We start from the raw sequence: 17,107 nt of genomic DNA, 5'->3' as shown, positions 1-17,107 counted from the left end.
CCCCCTGGAGCGATGTATCGCTGTGTGACCGGTCGAACCGTCAGGTCATTGCCTCGCCCTCACTTTTCCGTCACTCTGTCTTACGTGACGAAAAAAACGGACCGGGCGACGGTGGCGGCGGGGTCACCGGAGTGGATGCCGTGTGAGGTCTGCGGCATCGAGTTCAAGGTGCGGCCGAACCGGCCGGGCCGGCGCAAGCGGTACTGCAAGCCGGCGTGCCGGGCTCAGGCGTACCGCGACGCGCGGGCCCCAGGCGACCAGCAGCGCCGCGAGGCTGTGCTGCAGCAGTTGCTGCTGTTGCGCGGCGTCGACCTGGCCGTGGTCCGGACCCGGCTGTCGCTGCTTGACGGTGACGCCCTGGCCGAGCTGGCCCGGCACACCGAGCGGTTGAGCGCCGCGGTGATCCCGCCGGCGGCCGAGGTGTCCCCCGCCGCGTCCACCGGCCCGGTCGACCAGAACCCGCTGTTTTCCGTCGCCGACCCGGCCGTCACGAAAAGTTCTTCGGGGCCGGTGGCCTCACCGGCGGCCGGCGCGTTGGTCGGCGGGCTGCGTCCCACCGCCGAGCAGGCGGCCATCATCGACGCATGCGTGACCGGTGAGAACTTGGTGATCGAGGCTGGGGCGGGCACGGGCAAGACGTCGACGTTGCGGATGGCCGCCACGAGGATGGGCGGTCGGGGGCTGTACATCGCGTTCAACCGGGCCATCGCCGGCGACGCGAAGAAGTCCTTCCCCCGGCACGTGTCCTGCTCGACGGCGCACTCCCTGGCCTTCCGGGCGGTCGGGTACCAGTACAAGAAGCGCCTGGACAGCCCGCGGATGCCGGCGCACCAGGCCGCGGTGCTACTCGGCATCGACACCGGGTTCGTCGTGTCCAGGGACCACACGATCGAGCCGGCGCAGGTGGCCCGCCTGGCGATGGAGACGGTGGCCGCCTACTGCCGCACCGCCGACGACGAGATCGGCCCGCAGCATGTGCCCGAGGTCAACGGCGTCGACGGGCTCGCCGCGACCGCGCTCGCGGAGACGGTTCTGCCGTACGCGGTCGACGCCTGGGCCGACCTGCGCCGGGTCGACGGCCGCCTGAAGTTCGCCCACGACCACTACCTGAAGATTTGGGCGCTGGGCCGCCCCCGGCTCGCGGCGGACTTCATCCTGTTCGACGAGGCGCAAGACGCCGACCCGCTGATCGCCTCGGTCGTCCAGGCGCAGGACTGCCAGCTCATCGCGGTCGGCGACGAGTGCCAGGCCATCTACGGGTGGCGGGGCGCCGTCGACGCTTTGGCCACCTGGCCCGCGCAGCGGCGGCTCTACCTGAGCCAGTCGTGGCGTTTCGGCCCGGCCATCGCCGCCGAGGCCAACAAGTGGCTGACCCTGCTGGGCGCGAAGCTGCGGCTGACCGGCAACCCCGGCTTGGCCTCCCAGCTCGGCGGGCTGGAGTACCCGAAAGCGGTGCTGTGCCGCACCAACGCCGAGGCGATGAGGCAGGCGATGTCCGCGATGGACGAGGGCCGGCGTGCCGGCCTGGTCGGTGGCGGCGCCACCATCCGCAGAATGGCCGAGGCCGCGCAGAAGCTGCAGTCCGGCCGAAAGACCGATCACCCGGAGTTGTTCGCGTTCGCCACCTGGGCCGAGGTACAGGAGTACGTGCGCCATGACCAGGCCGGCAAGGACCTGGCCGTGTTCGTTCGCATGATCGACGACTTCGGGGCCGAAGAGATCATCCACGCCGCGGACCGCCTCTCCGACGAGCGCTACGCCGAGGTCGTCATCTCCACCGCGCACAAGGCCAAGGGCCGTGAGTGGGACAGCGTGAAGATCGGGGACGACTTCCGCCAGCCCACAGCCACCGAGGACGGCCGGGCCGGTCGGGTGCCGCGCGGGGAGGCGATGCTCGCCTACGTGGCGGTTACCCGCGCGAAGCAGACCCTCGACCGGGGCGGACTGGCCTGGATCGACGACCAGCTCGCTGGCGTCGCCCGGCCTGGCCGTCGCCGCCGAGACGACCGGGACGACGAGGACGACTACTGAACCCGAGCGATTTCCGTCATCTGCCACCGCGTGACGGAAAGCGCTCGGAGGTGTTCGTGCGCCCGGCTCGATGTCGCGACCGTCGCGAGCGAAGTCCCGCCGGACGGCGCTGCGCGGAGGCGCTTCTCGTTGGAGGGCGAAGGGGCTACTGGGCCGGCGGCGCGGTCCGGGCGGCCTCGACGACGACGCGGCGGAAAACCCAGGTGGTGCCGACCTTCGCGCCGAGGAGCTGTCCGCGTGACGAGCACACCTACGACCCGGAGGACCCCCCGTACTGGGACGGCGGCCAGTGCTTCCACGTCGACTGCCCGCACCCGAAGGTCACCGAGGATCTGGTACGTGGCTCTGACGGCCGCTGGCAGGGCGAGCGGGGGCTGTGGCGGATCCAGGAAGCGGCCCGACCGGACTCCTCCAGCCTGTTCGCCCACCGGGAGTGCGCCGACGCCGCCCTGGGGGCAGGCAACTGGGTCCGGATCGACTTCCGGGTGAACGTCGACGACTGACCCCGGACACAGAGCCGGCCCCGCTCCCCTCGTGGGGGGCGGGGCCATGTTCGTCTACCCCCGCATGCGCGGGGAGCAGTCGCTGATCGGTAGCGACAGGGGATCACCCTCGGCGAGCCGGGGATGTGGTGATGCTACCGCCCACCTGCAACGTAAATCGGGTTTACACGCGCCGGCTCTCTGATGTAAGGTAGGTTTACATCGACCGGAGGGGTTCCCATGGCAGCCATCGGCACTGACCGCGCCACCCAGATCATCAACGACGCACACGCCGCCGGCATCACCGACGAGCAGCTCGCCCGCCTCGCCGGCTACCCGACCGCCGACTTCCAGTACATGTCCGGCCGCGAGGCAAGCCAGCTCGCCATGGCCATCATCGAGCACGCTCAGGAGCGCAAGCAGCGCGAGACCGCCCTCACCGAACTGCGCCGCATCGCTGCCCTCGCCGGCCACAACCCCGACGTGATCGCCGCCAAGGTCGCCGCCAAGACCACCGACGAGATCAACAAGCTGATCGCCGACACCACCGCCTACCTACGCGGCAAGGGCATCGACACCCGCCCCGAGCAGCCCGCCCGCCCGGCCACCGCACGGCAGATCAACTACATCATGGACCTCCTCGCCCGACGCAAGCGTGCCGGCGACGGCGGCGGTTTCATGACGGGCCCCACCACCCGCGAGGGTGTCGCCAAGATGACCGCCGAGGACGCCAGCCTCTACATCGCCTCGCTGACCGAGAACTACTGAGGAGCCTCCCCCCATGCCCGCCGCCACCGACGACCTGGCCGCCGACGCCGCCGAGGCCATCGCCAGCCACTACGCCGCCGACCTCGCCATCCGCGACACCCTGCCCGCCGACCCGACCAGCAGCACCGAGGCCAGCTACGTCGACCAGCGGGCCCGCTCCTACCGGGCCGCCGTCGACGTGGTGACCGCCGCTGTCCGCGCCGGGGTGCCGCACTGGCGCATCGCCGACCTGGCCGGTTGCGGCGGCCTCACCGTCATCGACATGATCGACGATCGGGCGGCGCGCACGGCCGCCTACGTGTCCGAGCGGCACCGCGCCCGCCGGCACCTGGACGCGGTGGAACGGGCCATCCGCGACCACGCCCGCCGGGTCATTGGCGCGCAGGACGGGCGCGGCAAGGCGCAGCTCACCCGTGAGCTGGGGATCTCCCGGCCCACCCTGGACGCATGGCTGGAGGTCGACGAAGGCTGACCCCCGCACAACACGAAGCGCCCCCATTCGGCCGTGAGGCTGGGCGGGGGCGTTGCCTCTGCACATCCAACCTCCAGCGTGTATACCGGGATACATTTGATGGTGTATAGTGGTAGACACAGCGATGAGTGAGGGAGTCGAACATGGTTCCCAAGCGGATACACCACAAAGGCATCTTCTGCGGCCACGCCCCCGCCAGCCCGGCCCCGCGCCGCTTCGGCCGCCGCGCCCGCCTGACCAACCCACACCAGGAGATGACCATGAGCACGATCGAACAGGCCACCCGCATCCTGGACCTGATCCGCAGCGAGGCGACCATCCTGCGCGCCCTCGCCGACGCGATCGGCCGCGACGACCGCCCCCACCTCGCACTGGCCGCCGCCGGCGACCGGGCCCGAGAGATCGCGCCGTGGGCGGCCCTGGGCGAGGCGCTCGCCCTGACCTGGCCGGAGATGACCGGCGACGCGCCGCTGCCGGTGATGGAAACCGACGAGCAGGCCGCCGAGCTGCTCGCCGTGGTGCGCGACCACCTGGCAGCCCTGCGGCATCAGGCGGAGCAGGTGGTGCCCTTGGACGAGACGGACCACCACGAGCTGGCGCAGGCCGCTCGGCGGCTGGCGGTGCGGGCTGCCGAGATGCGGCTGGCCGCCATCGTCGACGACGTGCTCGGTGAGGCTCAGGACGAGGTGCCGCTTCCGGTCCTGGCCGTGGCCCGGCGGGCTGCGGACCAGCGGGCCGCGGACGCGACGGGCCGGCTGCGGAACGCGGTGCGGCGGGAGGTGGGTCGGCGCGGTCCGGGCCGGCGGCGCGAGGTGATGCGGGAGGCGGGGATCACCCCGAACGCGCTGTACGCCTGGGTGCCGGCCGGGGATGCGTGACCCAACGCAGATGTGTATACCGGGATACGCCTGATGGTGTATAGTGGTAGACATAAGGGGGGAGACCCCCGAACGATTGAGAATTCCAGAGAGAGGCCCACGATGGGACCAACCCCACCCGCCTACTGGCACCTGGAGGACATCGCAGCCACCGGCGACCTCGCCAAGGACTACGGAGTCAGCAACTCCACGATCGCCAACTGGAGCACCCGGTACCCGGACTTCCCCCGCCCCCTGCTGGAACTTTCGACCGGCCCGGTCTACTCCCGCTGGCAGGTTCGCCAGTGGCACGACGGCCGCGAGTGGCAGCCCGGCAAGCACGGCAGGTGAGACAGACGGGCCACCCGAGATGATCACAGCACCTCGGGTGGCCCACCCCATCGTAGGCCCCACGCCACGGAGGAAGATCATGGACAAGCTGAGCGCCCTGCGCATCTACAGTGCCGTCTACCTGGCCCAGGCCGCCCAGCTCGCCACCCTCCTGGTGGCCCGCCAGTGGATGGAAACCATGCCTTTCCGCACCGCCACACAGGAGGATCTGGAGCAGCACGCCCGGATGGCTGCCGCCTGGGCCAGCCGGGGCTACATGCCGAAGGAGGCCGCACCTCTCATCGCCGACGGCATCACCGCTGCCACGGTTGGTGAGATGGAGGACCATGCCGCAGACAGCGTAGGTGGACACGAGGCCCTGGCTGCCCTGCGCGCCGCCGAGCTGATCGGCACCGGACAGCTCATCGGCCCCGACCGGCTGATCCGGGTGCAGGACCCCGTCGACCCAACCCACGAGATCATCACGATCCGCGACGAGGACTAGCCTTGGCCGTGGACGTACTGTCACGCCACGCAGGCAGAACTGGACCTCGGAGATCAGGGCCAACCTGACCCCCGGCCGGGTCGTTGAACGGTCCATGAAGGAACAGCAGGTACGACAGACAGACCCGGCCCGCTACTACGAGGCGTTGGGGCGGACCCTGGCCGCCCTACGCGAAAGCCAGGTACTCAACGGAGCACACTCTCTCGACTGGTGGCCGGGCCTGGGTGGGATCACCTGGGAAGTCGAGTGGCAGGAAGGCCCGTTCGCGCACGAAGCCGTCAACGCGCTCTTGCGCGCCGTCGACGACGACGAGGGAGCAGCCCGGCACCCGCTGCACGGTGTCGTCCGTGAAGGCGACGCAGACCCGGACCAGCACTACGCGCACCTGATCGTGCGAGGCGTGCCAGTGACGCTGCGCGCGTTGACTCCGGTCGGGAGCCGGGAAGCCCTGCGCCGCATCGCCCAGCCGTTGGGGTAGCCGAGGGCTGGCCGGGACGGATTCTTCGGAATCAGTGGCGGAAAGACGACGCCCAACCGCCTGCTGTTCAGCGGTCGGCGTGGTCGAGCAGCGGTCCGGCGGAGTGCCCGTCGCTGGCGGTGAGGTACGCGGCGAGAGTGTAGGCCGGCGCCCGGTCGAGGCGCTGCCCGCCATGGTCGTAGCGGCGGGTGGTCCGCGCATCAGCGTGGCCGAGTTGCTCCTGGACGTCCTCCAGGCGGGCGCCGGCGTCGCGGGCGAGGGTGGCGCAGGTGTGCCGCAGGACGTGTGGGCTCATCTTCACCGGGATCTTCGCCGTGGTGGCGAGGCGGCGCAGCAGCCGCCACACCGCACCCCGGTCGACCCGGGCGCCGCTGGTCGTGGCCACCAGTGGCCGGCGCGGCCGGGCACCGGCTTGCCCAACCAGCATCGGCATCCGGGCCTCGGTGAGATCGGGCCGGCCAGCGAGGTAGGCGTCCAGACGGCGGGTGACCGGGGCGGGCAACGCAACCAGGTGCGGGCCGCCGCCCTTGGCGGTGAAGCGAAGGACGCGGTGGTTGCGGTCATAGCCGAGCTGCTCGACATCGGCGCCAACGAGCTCTCCCACGCGCAGCCCGGTGTAGAGGAGCAGGGCAACGATCGCGGCGGTGCGGGCGGCTTGGGGGCCGGTGTCGGCGTCGGCGGCAGCGAGCAGCGCCTCGGCCTGGGCGCGGGACAGCCCGGCGGTACTGGGCCGGGTCGGGTCGGTCTTCGGCTTCTGCTTGGGGTTGATGGCGGCAGGGTTGGCGCGGTCGGTGCGGTCCTCGGCTATCAACCAGGAGTAGAACGCCGACACGGCGGCGAGGCGGCGGGCCCGGGTCGCCGCCGACGCGCCGCCCGCAGCTTCCTGCACGCGGAGCCAGGCGTGGGTGTGCACCCGACGGGCCTCGGTGAGTGGGTCGACGCCGCAGCCGGCCAGGAACCCGAGCCAGTGCCGCAGGTCCCGCTGGTAGGCGTCGCGAGTGTGCGGCGAGGCGTAGGAGACCAGCCACTCCCGCAGCAGCTCCTCCAGCTCGTCATCGACGGCACCCCCCGCGGTGGGAACCCCACCGTGGGGGGCCGGGACGGCGGGCAGCACCTCGCCGGACAGAACGGTCACCGAATCCTCCGTTCGCGTTGCTCGACGCGCAGGCACGCCGGGTGCCAGCGGGCGTATCGGACACCGTCTATCTCGTCGACGGTCGGCAGCTCGACGTCGAGGTGGGGGGTGACGCCGTCACCGGAGCGGCGCGGCCGGGCCGGACTCTTCCGGGTGATGGTGAGGACCTGGCCGGTGGCCAGCGCGGCGACGTCGGCTTGGTCGACGTCGTCGGCGACGATCCGCACCTGGATCATCGGCTGGCCGCGATCGGGTCGGGCAGGTTCAGGGCGGCGGCGAGGGTCGGCCACAGGCGGTCGTCACGGCCCCAGACCGGGTCGACGAGAGTGACGTACCAGGAGTCGGCCAGCGAGCGCACGGCGGCCGGGCTGCACTGGTCGTCCCACAGCTCGACCCCGGGCGAGCCGCCGACCCAGGTGTGGGCCGTGCCGAGGTGGAGGGTGACCGGCAGGCGGATGCCGCTGTTGGTGCGCTCGTGCAGCAGCACCAGGTCGGTGGGAGTGAACGCGGTGATGAGCTGGTCGAGGGTGGCGTCGTCGCAGTACCCGCAGACCGCAGCGCGCTGCTGCCAGCCGTCGTCGATCTCGGCGGGCTGGGAGAAGTCGGTCACGAGCCCGGCGCGGTTGACCGCGGCAAGCAGCGGGATCAGCGGACCCGTCTCCTCATCGGGCGGGGCGCCGTGGGTGGGGGTTTCGTCCAGCTCGCCGGTCAGCCACCGCGCGGTCAGCTCACCCAGCTCGGACAGGCCGGTGGCGCCCTCCCAGGTCAACGTCATGTCGGCTCCAGTTGATGTCGGCGGCGAAGGCAGCCATCCGCGCGTACTTGGCGGCGGTGCCGGTGGTGGTCACGGGCGGTGCCTCCCCTGTGGTTCGGGGATGATCGGAGGTGGCGGGTCGGGACCATTACGGGTGGTCCCGACCCGCGCCAACCCCGGCGAACTGCCGGGCGGTCAGATCCGTTCGAGGTGCGTGGCCATCAGTCCCGCAGCCCGGTCGCGGCGGCCCGGACCGTGGCCAGCCATCCGGCGGGGTCGCGGGGCGCGGCGGACATGCCCGACATGATCCGGCGCAGCGCCTCCCCGCGGTCGGAGTACCCGACCGTGGCGAGCTGCTCGTCGTCGCGCAGCACCAAGGCGACGGCGAGGGTCTCGCTGGTCGACCAGCCCCGGTACCGGCCGCCGTGCGACTGCACGTACCGAACCCGCCCCACGGTCTCCTTGCCGAAGCTGTCGGTGACGAGCTGCAGCGCTTCCTCCATCACCTGCTCGCGGTGCTCCAGCTCGTCCTGCGCCCGCCGGTACGCCTCGACCTCAGCGGCCAGCCGTCGGCAGCCCTCGGCGTGGCCATCCTCGTTGTCCGAGGGGTAGCCGTTGTACGGGCCGCGGTCGGTGATGCTCTGGCCGCAACCGTGGGGGCCGGCGCAGGTGAAGAACACGTACCGGTTGTAGCCATAGCTGGAGACGGGCCCGGCGACGAGCTCGAACGCCCGCTCCCGCTGCACGTAGTCCTCGGACCACTCGATCTCCAGCAGGTCGGCGATTTCGTCCCACGAGGATCCCTCGCCGCGCAGTCCCTTGGCGAACGTGTACGCCTGGTTCTGGGCCAGGCGGGTCACGGACAACGCGGCCTGCAGGCCGGCGAGGGGCCGCGGCTCGGGGAAGCCGTAGTCCGAGGTGGTCATCTGGCTGGCCGGGACCGCCGCGCGCACCGCGCGCTTGACGAGCTGCCGGACGGCGGCCATGTCCACGGTCGCGGGATCCGTAGTGCTGCTACTGGTGTTCACAGTTCCTCCTGGGGATGGGGTTGGTAGCGGGCCTGGCGGTGCGGATCGGGGGTGACGTTCTCGTGCCTCAATAAGATCACTTATGGAGGCATCGACGGCGGATCTGGACCGGGTGTCGATTCCGGGGAATTGTCCTGGCTCAGTCAATCTGATGCCAGACCATCGAACCTGATGCGGGAGGCCGACGGAGTTGATGCGACGACTCGCTGAACCTGATGCGGCCCACGTCGTCGCGTCGACCGCCGCTCCCCCGACTTCTGTGTGCATCAGGTTCACTGAGTCGGCCGCCGGCCCGACCGGCTCAACGAATCTGATGCAGAGCAGGTCAGAGCCTCGGCTCGGCATCAGTTGGACTGAGTCAGGACAGGAATCGGCGGGTCAGAACGGCGGGCTGTCGTCCAGCTCGACGGCTGGTGGCGGGGCCAGTCGCAGGAGGGCCTCGCCGAGGGTGTCCCCGACGCCGACCGCGATGACGGTGTCGTGGTTGTCGTAGGCGTTGGCGGCGTAGAACCACTCCTCCGGCTCCTCCACAACCTCGCCGTCGGGGCCGACGCGGCCGGGCCAGCCGGGCTCGAAGACAAGCTCGATGCGGTGACCGTCGCGCAGCAGCGCGTCGGCTGGCAGCCGGTCGGCCGGCTCGGGCCGGTCGACCAGGACGCTCGGGTCGATGAGCGCTGCGACCGGCCGGCGGTGGCGGGTGAGCACCTGCACGCGGGTGTCGAGGCCGTGGACCTCGCCGACGAGGCGACCGAGCTTGGCTCGGGCGTCGGACACCGGCCAGGTCGGCAGGTTGGGCGAGATCTCGGCGACCTCGCTCATCGGCACCAGGGCGGCCCACTGGTACCGGTCGCGGGTGATGAGCGTGATGGTGCCGGCCTCGGCCGCCGTGACGATCTCGGACCAGCGAGCCCGAGCGTCCTCGACGTCGACCGGTCCGCCGTGCCGCTCGACGAGCGGTCGCAGCCCGAAGGGAACCGTGGTGTTGTCCATCCTCAAATCGTAAGGCACCTTGCAAAGATTTTGCAAGGTGCCTTACGGATCGATAGTAAAGCGGGTCAGCTCTCGTACCAGCGGGTCACCGGGAACGCACCCGGGGCGTCGGCCGGTGCCGGCTCCAGGCACCACTCCTGCTCCGGGCCGACTACGGTGTCGCCGGTGTTGACGACCCACTCGTGGTGGATCTGCGCGTACGGGTCGCCCCGGTCGGCGGGGGCCAGAACCTCACCCCACACCTGGTTGGCGTAGCGGCGTAGGACGGGCAGCAGCCGGGCCGGGTCGTGGTGGCCCAGGGCGATGATGCCGCCGTCCTCGCCGATGTCGGCCAGCGCGATGCCGTTGATCTCGGCGGTCATGGTCACCGTGGGCCAGACCGGGGCACCGAGCAGGTCACCGAGCATCGGCTGGTGCGCGCAGAACACGATCCCGCCGTACTCGGTGGCGAGGTGCCGGGCGAGGTCGGCGTAGCCGGTGGCGCGGATCCAGGCCGCGCGGGCGGCGTCGTCGCCAGCGGCGAGCAGGGGCAGGCGGTCCGCCTCGTAGACGCCGAGGCTGACGGTGGTCAGGGTGGTGACCATCCACGCTTCGTCCGAGCAGCGGGGGTCCGGCACGTAGCGGGCCGGCAGGGTGCGGACCCACGGGTCGGTGGGGTTGACGATCAGCCCGGTTTCCTCGGTCAGCTCCCGGGCCGCCGCGTCGGCCGGGTTCTCGCCCGGCTCGATGTGGCCGCCGGGCAGCGCCCACCCGCCGCCGTCGCGGCGCTCGATCATGACGATCCACCGGCCGCCGCTGGTGTCGGTGGCGGTCACCGCGGCGTCGGCGCACTGCGCCTCGCCCCAGTGTCCGAGGCGGTTGCGGCCGTAGCGGATGTGGGTGCGCTCGCCGGGGTTGACCGGCCGGCCGTTAACGACCCGGAACGGGATGGCGGCGACGGCCTGCCGGGCGGGCCAGTCGATGCGGGTGGGGTCAGTCTGCGGGTCGGCCCAGCCCTCGGCGGTGCCGTGCAGGTACACGTCGGGGTGGGTGTAGGTACGGAGGTCGGTCATGATGGGTCTGCCTTTCGGGTGTCTCGGGGTTGCTGGTCAGCGGTTTCGGGTTCCGGAGGTAGTGGTCGGGGTCGTGTTCCAGCACGACCCCGATCGCGTGAACAGTGGGGTGGCGGCGGGGGTTCCGCCGAGTACGGCCGCCAGGGCGGTGCCGGGCGTGGCGCCGGCGGCGACCCGCAGCAGCACCTCGCCGTGGCAGAGGAGCACGTGCTCGCGGCACCAGCACGCGATGTCGACGTTGGCGAGGTCCCGTTGCGCGGCGGCCACGAGGTCCGGTTGCCGGTCGAGGTCGTCGACGTACGCGGTGACCGCGTCGGCCTGGTCGTGCTCTCGCCCGCAGCGGCGGCAGTCTCCGACGCGGTGCGGGTTGGCGTACCGGCTCGCCTGCAGTCCAGGCGCGGCGCGGCCGACGTAGACCGCTCCGGCCGGGATTCGCCCGTGGTACAGGTCGCCGAGCACTCGGACCCGCCGCGGGGAGGTCACTGCGTGTCCCCGTCGGTGAGTTCGGTGGCGAGCCGGTCCCGCCATGCCTGCAGCTGCTTCATGGTCAGGGTGAGGTTCACCGTGCGGATGCCGTCGCCGGCTTCCAGGCTGAAGCCGCGCTCGTACCCGAAATCCGACCAGTCGATGTACCGCTCGTCGTTCTCCTGGGGCCAGTAGGCGCCGGGCACGTCGGCGAAGTCGTCGGCGGTGATGGTGGCGGTGAGCGCGTCGTGCAGCTCCCGCATCTGGGTGGGGTTGAGGTCGAAGTCCACCGCGTCGGTGCCGTCGCGGATCTCCAGATTCCGGCCGCCGTCGGAGGTCCGCACCGACCAGTCCAGGTACCCGGCCTCGTCGCCGTCACCGAGGTAGAGGGCACCCCGGGCGGCTTCCCGGGCGCTGGTGGCGAAGGTCCGCAGCTTCGTGGCCAGTTCCCGGGCCTGCTGCGGGGTGTGCTGGGCGGTGTAGGGCTGCCAAAAGTCGGCGGCAGCGTCTTCGTCGCCTTCCACACCGGTGACCGCGACCCGGGTCGCACCGTCGTGGTCAACCAGGTCCATCCACAGCGTCCCAGCGTCGCCGCCGGCCTCCCGCATCGCCGTGGTGGCCACGTGGCGGCGGGTCGCCGGCCCAGCGGCGGGCTGCTTGTCGCGCAGCAGCCCCAGGAGGTCCCGCACGGTGACCGGCAGCTCGTTGTCGACGACGGTCACCTTCTCCCGGGCCAGATCGGCGTCGCCGGCGAGAAGGTGCTCCAGCCGGTCGGCGGCCCGGCTCCACTTGGTGGGCTCGGGTGGGCGGTGCCCGGCCTCGGCGAGGTCGGCCAGCTCGTCGAGGTGCGCGGCGGCGGCCTCTGCCTCGGCCGGGTCCAGGTGCGGGGCGGCGTAGCCCGTCAGCTGCCCACCGTCGACGTGCTCGGCGTTGGTGACCGGGTTCCAGCGGTGCGGGGAGGTGCCGACCGCGACGTACCGGCCGCCGTCCCACCGGTCGCCGCCGTCGCCGTAGTCCATCAACGCCAGCACGGTGGTGGGGCCGCCCATGCTGGCCACTCGGTCGGTGCCGTGGCAGGTGTCGCCGTTGGCGTAGCCGAGCAGGTCGGGGACGCCCAGTGAGGGTCGTTCCGGGTCCTCGCCAGCAGGCGAATGTGCAGAGGTCATGGTGTCCTTTCGGGGTTCGGGAACTCGGTGCCGGCCGCCCGCGTCGTCGCTCATCCAGTTCTTGTCGCCGGCGTCCGGCGCGGCGGCGTACGCATCGCCGACGGCCGTGTGCTTCGTGAGGATTTCGTGGGCGATGGCAAGCGCGCTCGCCATCACTGTGGCCTCGGCCCGAGCCGCACTCAGGTGCCCGATCGCGCCGGTACCGACCTGGCGGCGGCCCATCGCCGCGATGGTGCTCTCCAGGCTCGCGGCGGTGTCCGCGGCGGCTGCGCTCATCGCTGCGATGTAGGTCAGGGCGGCAGCGTGCGAGCCGACTTCCCCGGCCGCCATCATCGCCCCCGCACCGGTGCCGGTCACCTCAGCACTCCCCGGTCAGGTCGGCTACGTACTCGAGCGTCGCGTTGCCGTCGGCGCGGGCGGTCCACCCGTGGCTGACCACGCCGGCGTCGACGAGGACGCCCGTGGCCCACGTGCACGCCTGGTCAACGTCGGCGGCGGTCAGGGCGTCGTGGTCGGCGTGGGGCTTCTCGCCGGCCAGCAGCAGCCACAGTTCGTCGACCGGGTCGTGCACCAGCCTCCACTCCGTCACCGGCCCGGTCCCGGCCGCCGTGGCGGTCGGCTCCCCGGCGTGCACCGCGAGGTAAGCCGGTCGACCGGGCAGCAGTTCCCCGTCGGACCACCCGGTGACCTCGATGCGGTGCCGCTCGGCGAGCAGCTCGGTGGCCCACGCCTGGGCGGCGTCGACGTCGTCGGGGTCGGTCAGGTGTTCCGCGTACGCGGCCGGCTCGTCCACCCGCAGGTCGTAGTGCAGCAGCCAGCAGCACGCGTCCTCGGCGTCGAAGGACAGCGACACCCGCTCCGGGGTGGCCTCGTCGACCTGGCCGGCGGACTCGCCGTCCGGCGGGTCGATGGCGGCCAGGCGTTCCTGCTCCCACTCGCTCGGGGTGTAGCCGGCCTCTTGGACGAGGCGGTCCAGCCACGCCTTGTCGCTCTCGGTCCAGGACCGGTAGGTGGCGCGGGCCTGCACCTCGCGGCGGGCGATCCCGAGGGCGTGCGCGGCCTGCACCCGAGTGGTCCAGTCCGCCTTGCGAATGTCCTCCCACCAGCGGTAGTTGGGCAGCCCCGGGTCGGGGCCGACGCCGGCGGCGACAAGCCACCGGTGCGCGAGCTGGGCGCACTCGTTGCCGGGTGCCCACAGCCAGGCGTCGATGATGTCCTCCGCCGACTTGGGCAGCTTCGGCGCCCGGGCGGCCAGCAGCGCGGCGGCCTCGGCTCGGGCGGTCATCGACTTGCGGCGCTCCCTCTCGTCGGTGATCCGCTGCTGCTCGGCGGGGCTGCGGTTGTCTGCGGCCTTGGGCTTCCGGCCGGTCGAGTAGTACGTGACCGACCCGTAGGAGTCGATGCCGGCGGCCAGCTCGCCGGCCTTGCGGGCGGCGTCGACCGCCTTCGCGCCGGTCAGGCGGCGCTGCCAGTAGTCGTTGCCGAACTGCTTGAGTGGGTCGGCGATGACCGGGGTGCCCTCGGTGGCCAGCTTCTTGCTGGCCGCGTCGATCGCCGCCTGGCGCTCGCGGATCCGCTGGACCTCGTTCACCAGGTCCGCAGCGCTCCAGTGGGCCCGGCGATCGTCGCGCAGTTGGTACGCGGCGAGCATCAGCTCCTGGTCGCCTCCGGCGGCGTCGACGAACGCGAGCGCGTCCTTGATCTGCAGGGCCGGCTCCTGTCCGTCGCCCTGGTCGTCGTCGGGTCTCGGGCCAATCTCCAACGCGGCCAGCATCGCCTCGGGCAGCTTGAGCAGCTTCAGCCGCTTCGACACGTGCGACTGCGAGCAGCCGACCTTGCCCGCGATGTCGCGCTGCTTCCGCCCGGCGGCTTCCTGCTCGGCGAAGGCGCGGGCCTCCTCGACGGGGCTCAGCGGTGCCCGGGCCACGTTCTCCGCCGTCATCACGTCCAACTGCGCCAGCGGGTCGTCGGCGATGGCGTCCTCACGGACCAGCACGTTCAGCGTGGCCTCCGGGTCGTCCCCGTAGACCCGGCCGGCTGCGGTACGTCGGCGGGCGCCGACCAGCACCACCCACTTGGCGCCGGCGATCTCCTTGGCGTGCTTCGGCCACGCCGCGGCGACCCGGTCCGCAGGGAGCACCACCGGCGGTTGGATGACGCCGACTTCCCGAATCGACGCCTCCAGGTCACCCAGGTCGCCCAGCACCTTGCGCGGGTTCGCTGGGTGGGTGATGACGTCGGACAGCTCAGCCGACTCTGGTCGCATCGGTGCGACGACTACCGGACTTGATTCTTGGGAATCAGCGGCCCCATCGTTGTGCAACTGACCCTCCTTTGACTCCGTCATGAGTCCTCTCTACCAACCGTCGAGTTGCCTGCTTCTGCGGCGGACCGATTGGGCTGCTTGATTGTTCGCGTTCGGTCGACCAGACCCGGCCACCGGACACGCGCGGCCTGCCGCGTCATCCCGGCCGCTTCACCGATAGCCGGGTAGTTGGCGCCGCATCGCGCGGCCTCAAACGCGGCGGTGGTCGCCAGCTCCTCCGCCGCTGCACGGATGGCCACCAAGGCAGCGAGCTGGCGCAGGTGGATCCGCTCCTGAGACGCACCGGCGCTGTCGTGCGCCGTCTGGCTCGTGATACGTGATGTCAGATCGGAAACGAGGTCCTGCACCAACCCGTGGTCGATGTCGTACACGCTTGCCTGCGCCGTGGTGCTCACCTTCTCTCTCGGCGTAGCTGGTTCGCTCGTGTGGACAAGGCGTCTTGTCATACCGTCCACTCTGGTGCTGACAATATGGCTTGTCAAGTGATGAACGTTGGTACGTGCTCTATAGCGCGTCATATTGCATGTCTCATCGTGTGCACGCTGCCAGGCGTGCTTGGTTGCGCCACCGCTCGCGCGTTGAGCGGTGATGTTGCTGGTCATCGTGGGTGTGATCTTCGGCGCGCGCCGCCGCGCGGCACCTGGCGCGAGGGGGCTCGTGGGTGATAGGCACACGGCCGAAGACGCAACCTGCGCGATGAGAGAAGGCAGACCGATGACGTTCGGGCAGATGGTGGGCGCCGATCCCGACCTCGTGGCGGCGATGGAGCTGTCGCGCCGACTACGGCCGTCCCTCGGCCGCGTGCTGGCGGTGCTGAACGGGAAGGGCGGCCAGGGCAAGACGTCGGTGACCGCGAACCTGGGAGGTCTGCTGGCGCTGGCGGCGGAGCAGGCCAACTCGCCACGGCGGGTGCTCCTGGTCGACTGCGACCCGCAGGGCAACCTCGGCCTGGACCTCGGTTACCTCAAGCCGGAGGATGTCCCCGTCGACGGGCGGCTGCCGGAGGGTGTGCAGGTGGGCGACGACGGCAAGGGCCTGATGACGGCCCTGCAGGCGGGGATAGTGCCGCACCGGCTGCGCGACGTTCGCCCATGGCTGGACGTCATCCCCGGCGGCTCGGCCCTGGACGAGGTCAACGGCATGATCTTCGGCAAGACGGCGCGGGGCCACGCCCACCAAGCCCGCCTCGCTCTGGCGGAGGTCCTGGCGACGGTCGCCGATGAGTACGACTGGATCCTCATCGACTGCCCGCCGCGTGAGATCAACCTGCAGGACCTAGTCCTTGTCGCCAGCCGGGCCGCACTGGTGCCGGTGAGCTTCGACCAGGCCAGCCGACAGGGCCTGTCCGGCGTTGCCGAGCGGTTCGGTCGGGCGCTGACGATCAACGAGCAGCTGGAGCTGCTGGGCGTGGCCATGTTCGGGTTCCAGTACCGCGTCAACCGCCAGGGCGACGAGGTGGGGCAGCGGCGGGAGGTACGGCGCGAGCTGGAGGAGGACCTGCGCGCCGCCGGCACCGACGCCCTGGTGTTCAACTCCGTCATCCGCTACATGCCGTCGGTCGCCAAGGCCTGCCGCGACCGTGGCCAGCTCGTGCACGAGCTGGAGCAGGTCCAGGGCCCGAAGTGGTGGGAGGTTCGCGCCGGCACCGCCAAGGGCCGGCCGGTGCCCAGCAGCGAGGCCGGGAAGGTCGCCCAGGAGTACGAAGAACTCGCCGGCGAGGTCTTCACCCGGTTCAGCCAGTTGGGGCGGTGAACGTGAGCGAGCAGGAGAACACCGACGGCTACACCCCGCCGGCACCCAAGCTGCGCGGCTTTGGCAACCGGGGATCGTCCCTGGCAGGGCTGGTCAGCGCTGACCGCACCTCGGCGGTGTCGGCGCTGACCGCGGCGGCGACCAGCCCCCGCGTGCCTGATGACACGGAATCAGCGAGCCCGGCCCCTGCCACCCGGGCTGAGGCGGCGCCCGCAGCCACCGAGGAACCGCCGGCGGCAGGCGCTGGCCGTACCGAGGCTGCGCCCGCCGCTCCGGCGCGGGCAGCATCCGCGCCAGAGGAGACGTCGACGGGCCCCGCCCGGGCCACCGGAATGCCGGACCTGACGGTGGACATGGACGATCCCGCCGCGCTGGCGGTCAGCCCGACGGTCCTCAGCGTCCCGGCACCGTTGATGGCCCGGTTCGAGCGGGCACGGCGCAACTCCAGCAGCAACACCGAGCTCGTCCTCGACGCGCTCCGCGCGCATCTGGCCGAGCTGCCTCGCCTGGTTGCCG

18 protein-coding genes and 2 pseudogenes are annotated in these 17,107 nt (G+C 71.4%); 10 read left to right on the top strand and 10 right to left on the bottom strand.

What is annotated here, in order from left to right; translation table 11 throughout:
• Positions 1 to 84 precede the first annotated feature (84 nt).
• The 8 genes from ACFYWL_RS28865 (at position 85) to ACFYWL_RS28830 (ending at position 5,923) form a co-directional block, all read left to right on the top strand.
• Positions 85 to 2,031, top strand: a complete 1,947-nt coding sequence (locus ACFYWL_RS28865) for a UvrD-helicase domain-containing protein (protein ID WP_386979136.1) — start codon at positions 85 to 87, stop codon at positions 2,029 to 2,031.
• Positions 2,032 to 2,234: 203 nt separating this feature from the next.
• The gene (locus tag ACFYWL_RS28860; RefSeq protein ID WP_386979133.1) at positions 2,235 to 2,534 is read left to right on the top strand and encodes a hypothetical protein; all 300 of its coding nucleotides are present in this window, start codon (positions 2,235 to 2,237) and stop codon (positions 2,532 to 2,534) included.
• 219 nt (positions 2,535 to 2,753) lie between these two features.
• Positions 2,754 to 3,281 carry a hypothetical protein gene (locus ACFYWL_RS28855; protein ID WP_386979131.1) on the top strand — a complete coding sequence of 176 codons (528 nt, stop codon included), beginning with the start codon at positions 2,754 to 2,756 and terminating at the stop codon, positions 3,279 to 3,281.
• A 13-nt stretch (positions 3,282 to 3,294) separates the two neighbouring features.
• Positions 3,295 to 3,753, top strand: coding sequence for a hypothetical protein (locus ACFYWL_RS28850; RefSeq protein WP_386979128.1), 459 nt, complete (start codon positions 3,295 to 3,297; stop codon positions 3,751 to 3,753).
• Between the two features lie 260 nt (positions 3,754 to 4,013).
• The gene (locus ACFYWL_RS28845) at positions 4,014 to 4,631 is read left to right on the top strand and encodes a hypothetical protein (protein ID WP_386979125.1); all 618 of its coding nucleotides are present in this window, start codon (positions 4,014 to 4,016) and stop codon (positions 4,629 to 4,631) included.
• Between the two features lie 102 nt (positions 4,632 to 4,733).
• Positions 4,734 to 4,961 carry a hypothetical protein gene (locus ACFYWL_RS28840; protein ID WP_386979122.1) on the top strand — a complete coding sequence of 76 codons (228 nt, stop codon included), beginning with the start codon at positions 4,734 to 4,736 and terminating at the stop codon, positions 4,959 to 4,961.
• 79 nt (positions 4,962 to 5,040) lie between these two features.
• Entirely contained in the window at positions 5,041 to 5,445 is a 405-nt protein-coding gene (locus ACFYWL_RS28835; protein WP_386979119.1) for a hypothetical protein, read from the top strand.
• Between the two features lie 94 nt (positions 5,446 to 5,539).
• Positions 5,540 to 5,923, top strand: coding sequence for a hypothetical protein (locus ACFYWL_RS28830; RefSeq protein WP_386979116.1), 384 nt, complete (start codon positions 5,540 to 5,542; stop codon positions 5,921 to 5,923).
• A 67-nt stretch (positions 5,924 to 5,990) separates the two neighbouring features.
• On the opposite strand, the gene ACFYWL_RS28825 is transcribed toward ACFYWL_RS28830, so the two are convergent.
• From ACFYWL_RS28825 to ACFYWL_RS28780, 10 genes and pseudogenes are all read right to left on the bottom strand, one after another.
• On the bottom strand, positions 5,991 to 7,058 hold the full coding sequence (locus tag ACFYWL_RS28825) for a tyrosine-type recombinase/integrase (protein WP_386979113.1): 1,068 nt from the start codon (positions 7,056 to 7,058) through the stop codon (positions 5,991 to 5,993).
• Positions 7,055 to 7,294 (bottom strand): hypothetical protein, encoded by a 240-nt coding sequence (locus ACFYWL_RS28820; RefSeq protein ID WP_386979110.1) that lies wholly within the window; start codon positions 7,292 to 7,294, stop codon positions 7,055 to 7,057. Before ACFYWL_RS28820 ends, ACFYWL_RS28825 begins: the two co-directional genes overlap by 4 nt.
• On the bottom strand, positions 7,291 to 7,833 hold the full coding sequence (locus tag ACFYWL_RS28815) for a DUF6919 domain-containing protein (RefSeq protein ID WP_386979107.1): 543 nt from the start codon (positions 7,831 to 7,833) through the stop codon (positions 7,291 to 7,293). The genes ACFYWL_RS28820 and ACFYWL_RS28815 overlap by 4 nt, the downstream gene beginning before the upstream one ends.
• Before the next feature lie 200 nt (positions 7,834 to 8,033).
• The gene (locus ACFYWL_RS28810; RefSeq protein ID WP_386979104.1) at positions 8,034 to 8,840 is read right to left on the bottom strand and encodes a hypothetical protein; all 807 of its coding nucleotides are present in this window, start codon (positions 8,838 to 8,840) and stop codon (positions 8,034 to 8,036) included.
• Positions 8,841 to 9,218: 378 nt separating this feature from the next.
• Entirely contained in the window at positions 9,219 to 9,830 is a 612-nt protein-coding gene (locus tag ACFYWL_RS28805; RefSeq protein WP_386979101.1) for a hypothetical protein, read from the bottom strand.
• A 389-nt stretch (positions 9,831 to 10,219) separates the two neighbouring features.
• Positions 10,220 to 10,882 (bottom strand): annotated as a pseudogene (locus ACFYWL_RS28800) (NUDIX domain-containing protein); the annotation flags it as partial.
• Positions 10,883 to 10,918: 36 nt separating this feature from the next.
• Positions 10,919 to 11,365: a DUF4326 domain-containing protein gene (locus tag ACFYWL_RS28795; protein WP_386979098.1), complete on the bottom strand. Its 447-nt coding sequence runs from the start codon at positions 11,363 to 11,365 to the stop codon at positions 10,919 to 10,921.
• Complete coding sequence (locus tag ACFYWL_RS28790) at positions 11,362 to 12,870, bottom strand: hypothetical protein (RefSeq protein ID WP_386979095.1); 1,509 nt, start codon at positions 12,868 to 12,870, stop codon at positions 11,362 to 11,364. The genes ACFYWL_RS28795 and ACFYWL_RS28790 overlap by 4 nt, the downstream gene beginning before the upstream one ends.
• Before the next feature lies 1 nt (position 12,871).
• Positions 12,872 to 14,779, bottom strand: a complete 1,908-nt coding sequence (locus ACFYWL_RS28785; protein WP_386979093.1) for a ParB/RepB/Spo0J family partition protein — start codon at positions 14,777 to 14,779, stop codon at positions 12,872 to 12,874.
• A gap of 77 nt (positions 14,780 to 14,856) precedes the next feature.
• The gene (locus tag ACFYWL_RS28780) at positions 14,857 to 15,234 is read right to left on the bottom strand and encodes a hypothetical protein (RefSeq protein ID WP_386979090.1); all 378 of its coding nucleotides are present in this window, start codon (positions 15,232 to 15,234) and stop codon (positions 14,857 to 14,859) included.
• Between the two features lie 319 nt (positions 15,235 to 15,553).
• Between ACFYWL_RS28780 and ACFYWL_RS28775 the strand changes: the two genes are divergently transcribed.
• Positions 15,554 to 16,591, top strand: coding sequence for a ParA family protein (locus ACFYWL_RS28775; RefSeq protein WP_386979087.1), 1,038 nt, complete (start codon positions 15,554 to 15,556; stop codon positions 16,589 to 16,591).
• Positions 16,592 to 16,593: 2 nt separating this feature from the next.
• A pseudogene (locus tag ACFYWL_RS28770) lies at positions 16,594 to 17,107 on the top strand (hypothetical protein); the annotation flags it as partial.

This window comes from Micromonospora sp. NPDC002575, assembly GCF_042889525.1.
GTDB classification, from domain to species: Bacteria; Actinomycetota; Actinomycetes; order Mycobacteriales; family Micromonosporaceae; genus Micromonospora; species Micromonospora carbonacea.
Note: the sequence above shows the minus strand (reverse complement) of the source record. Positions and strands in the feature narration are given on the sequence as shown.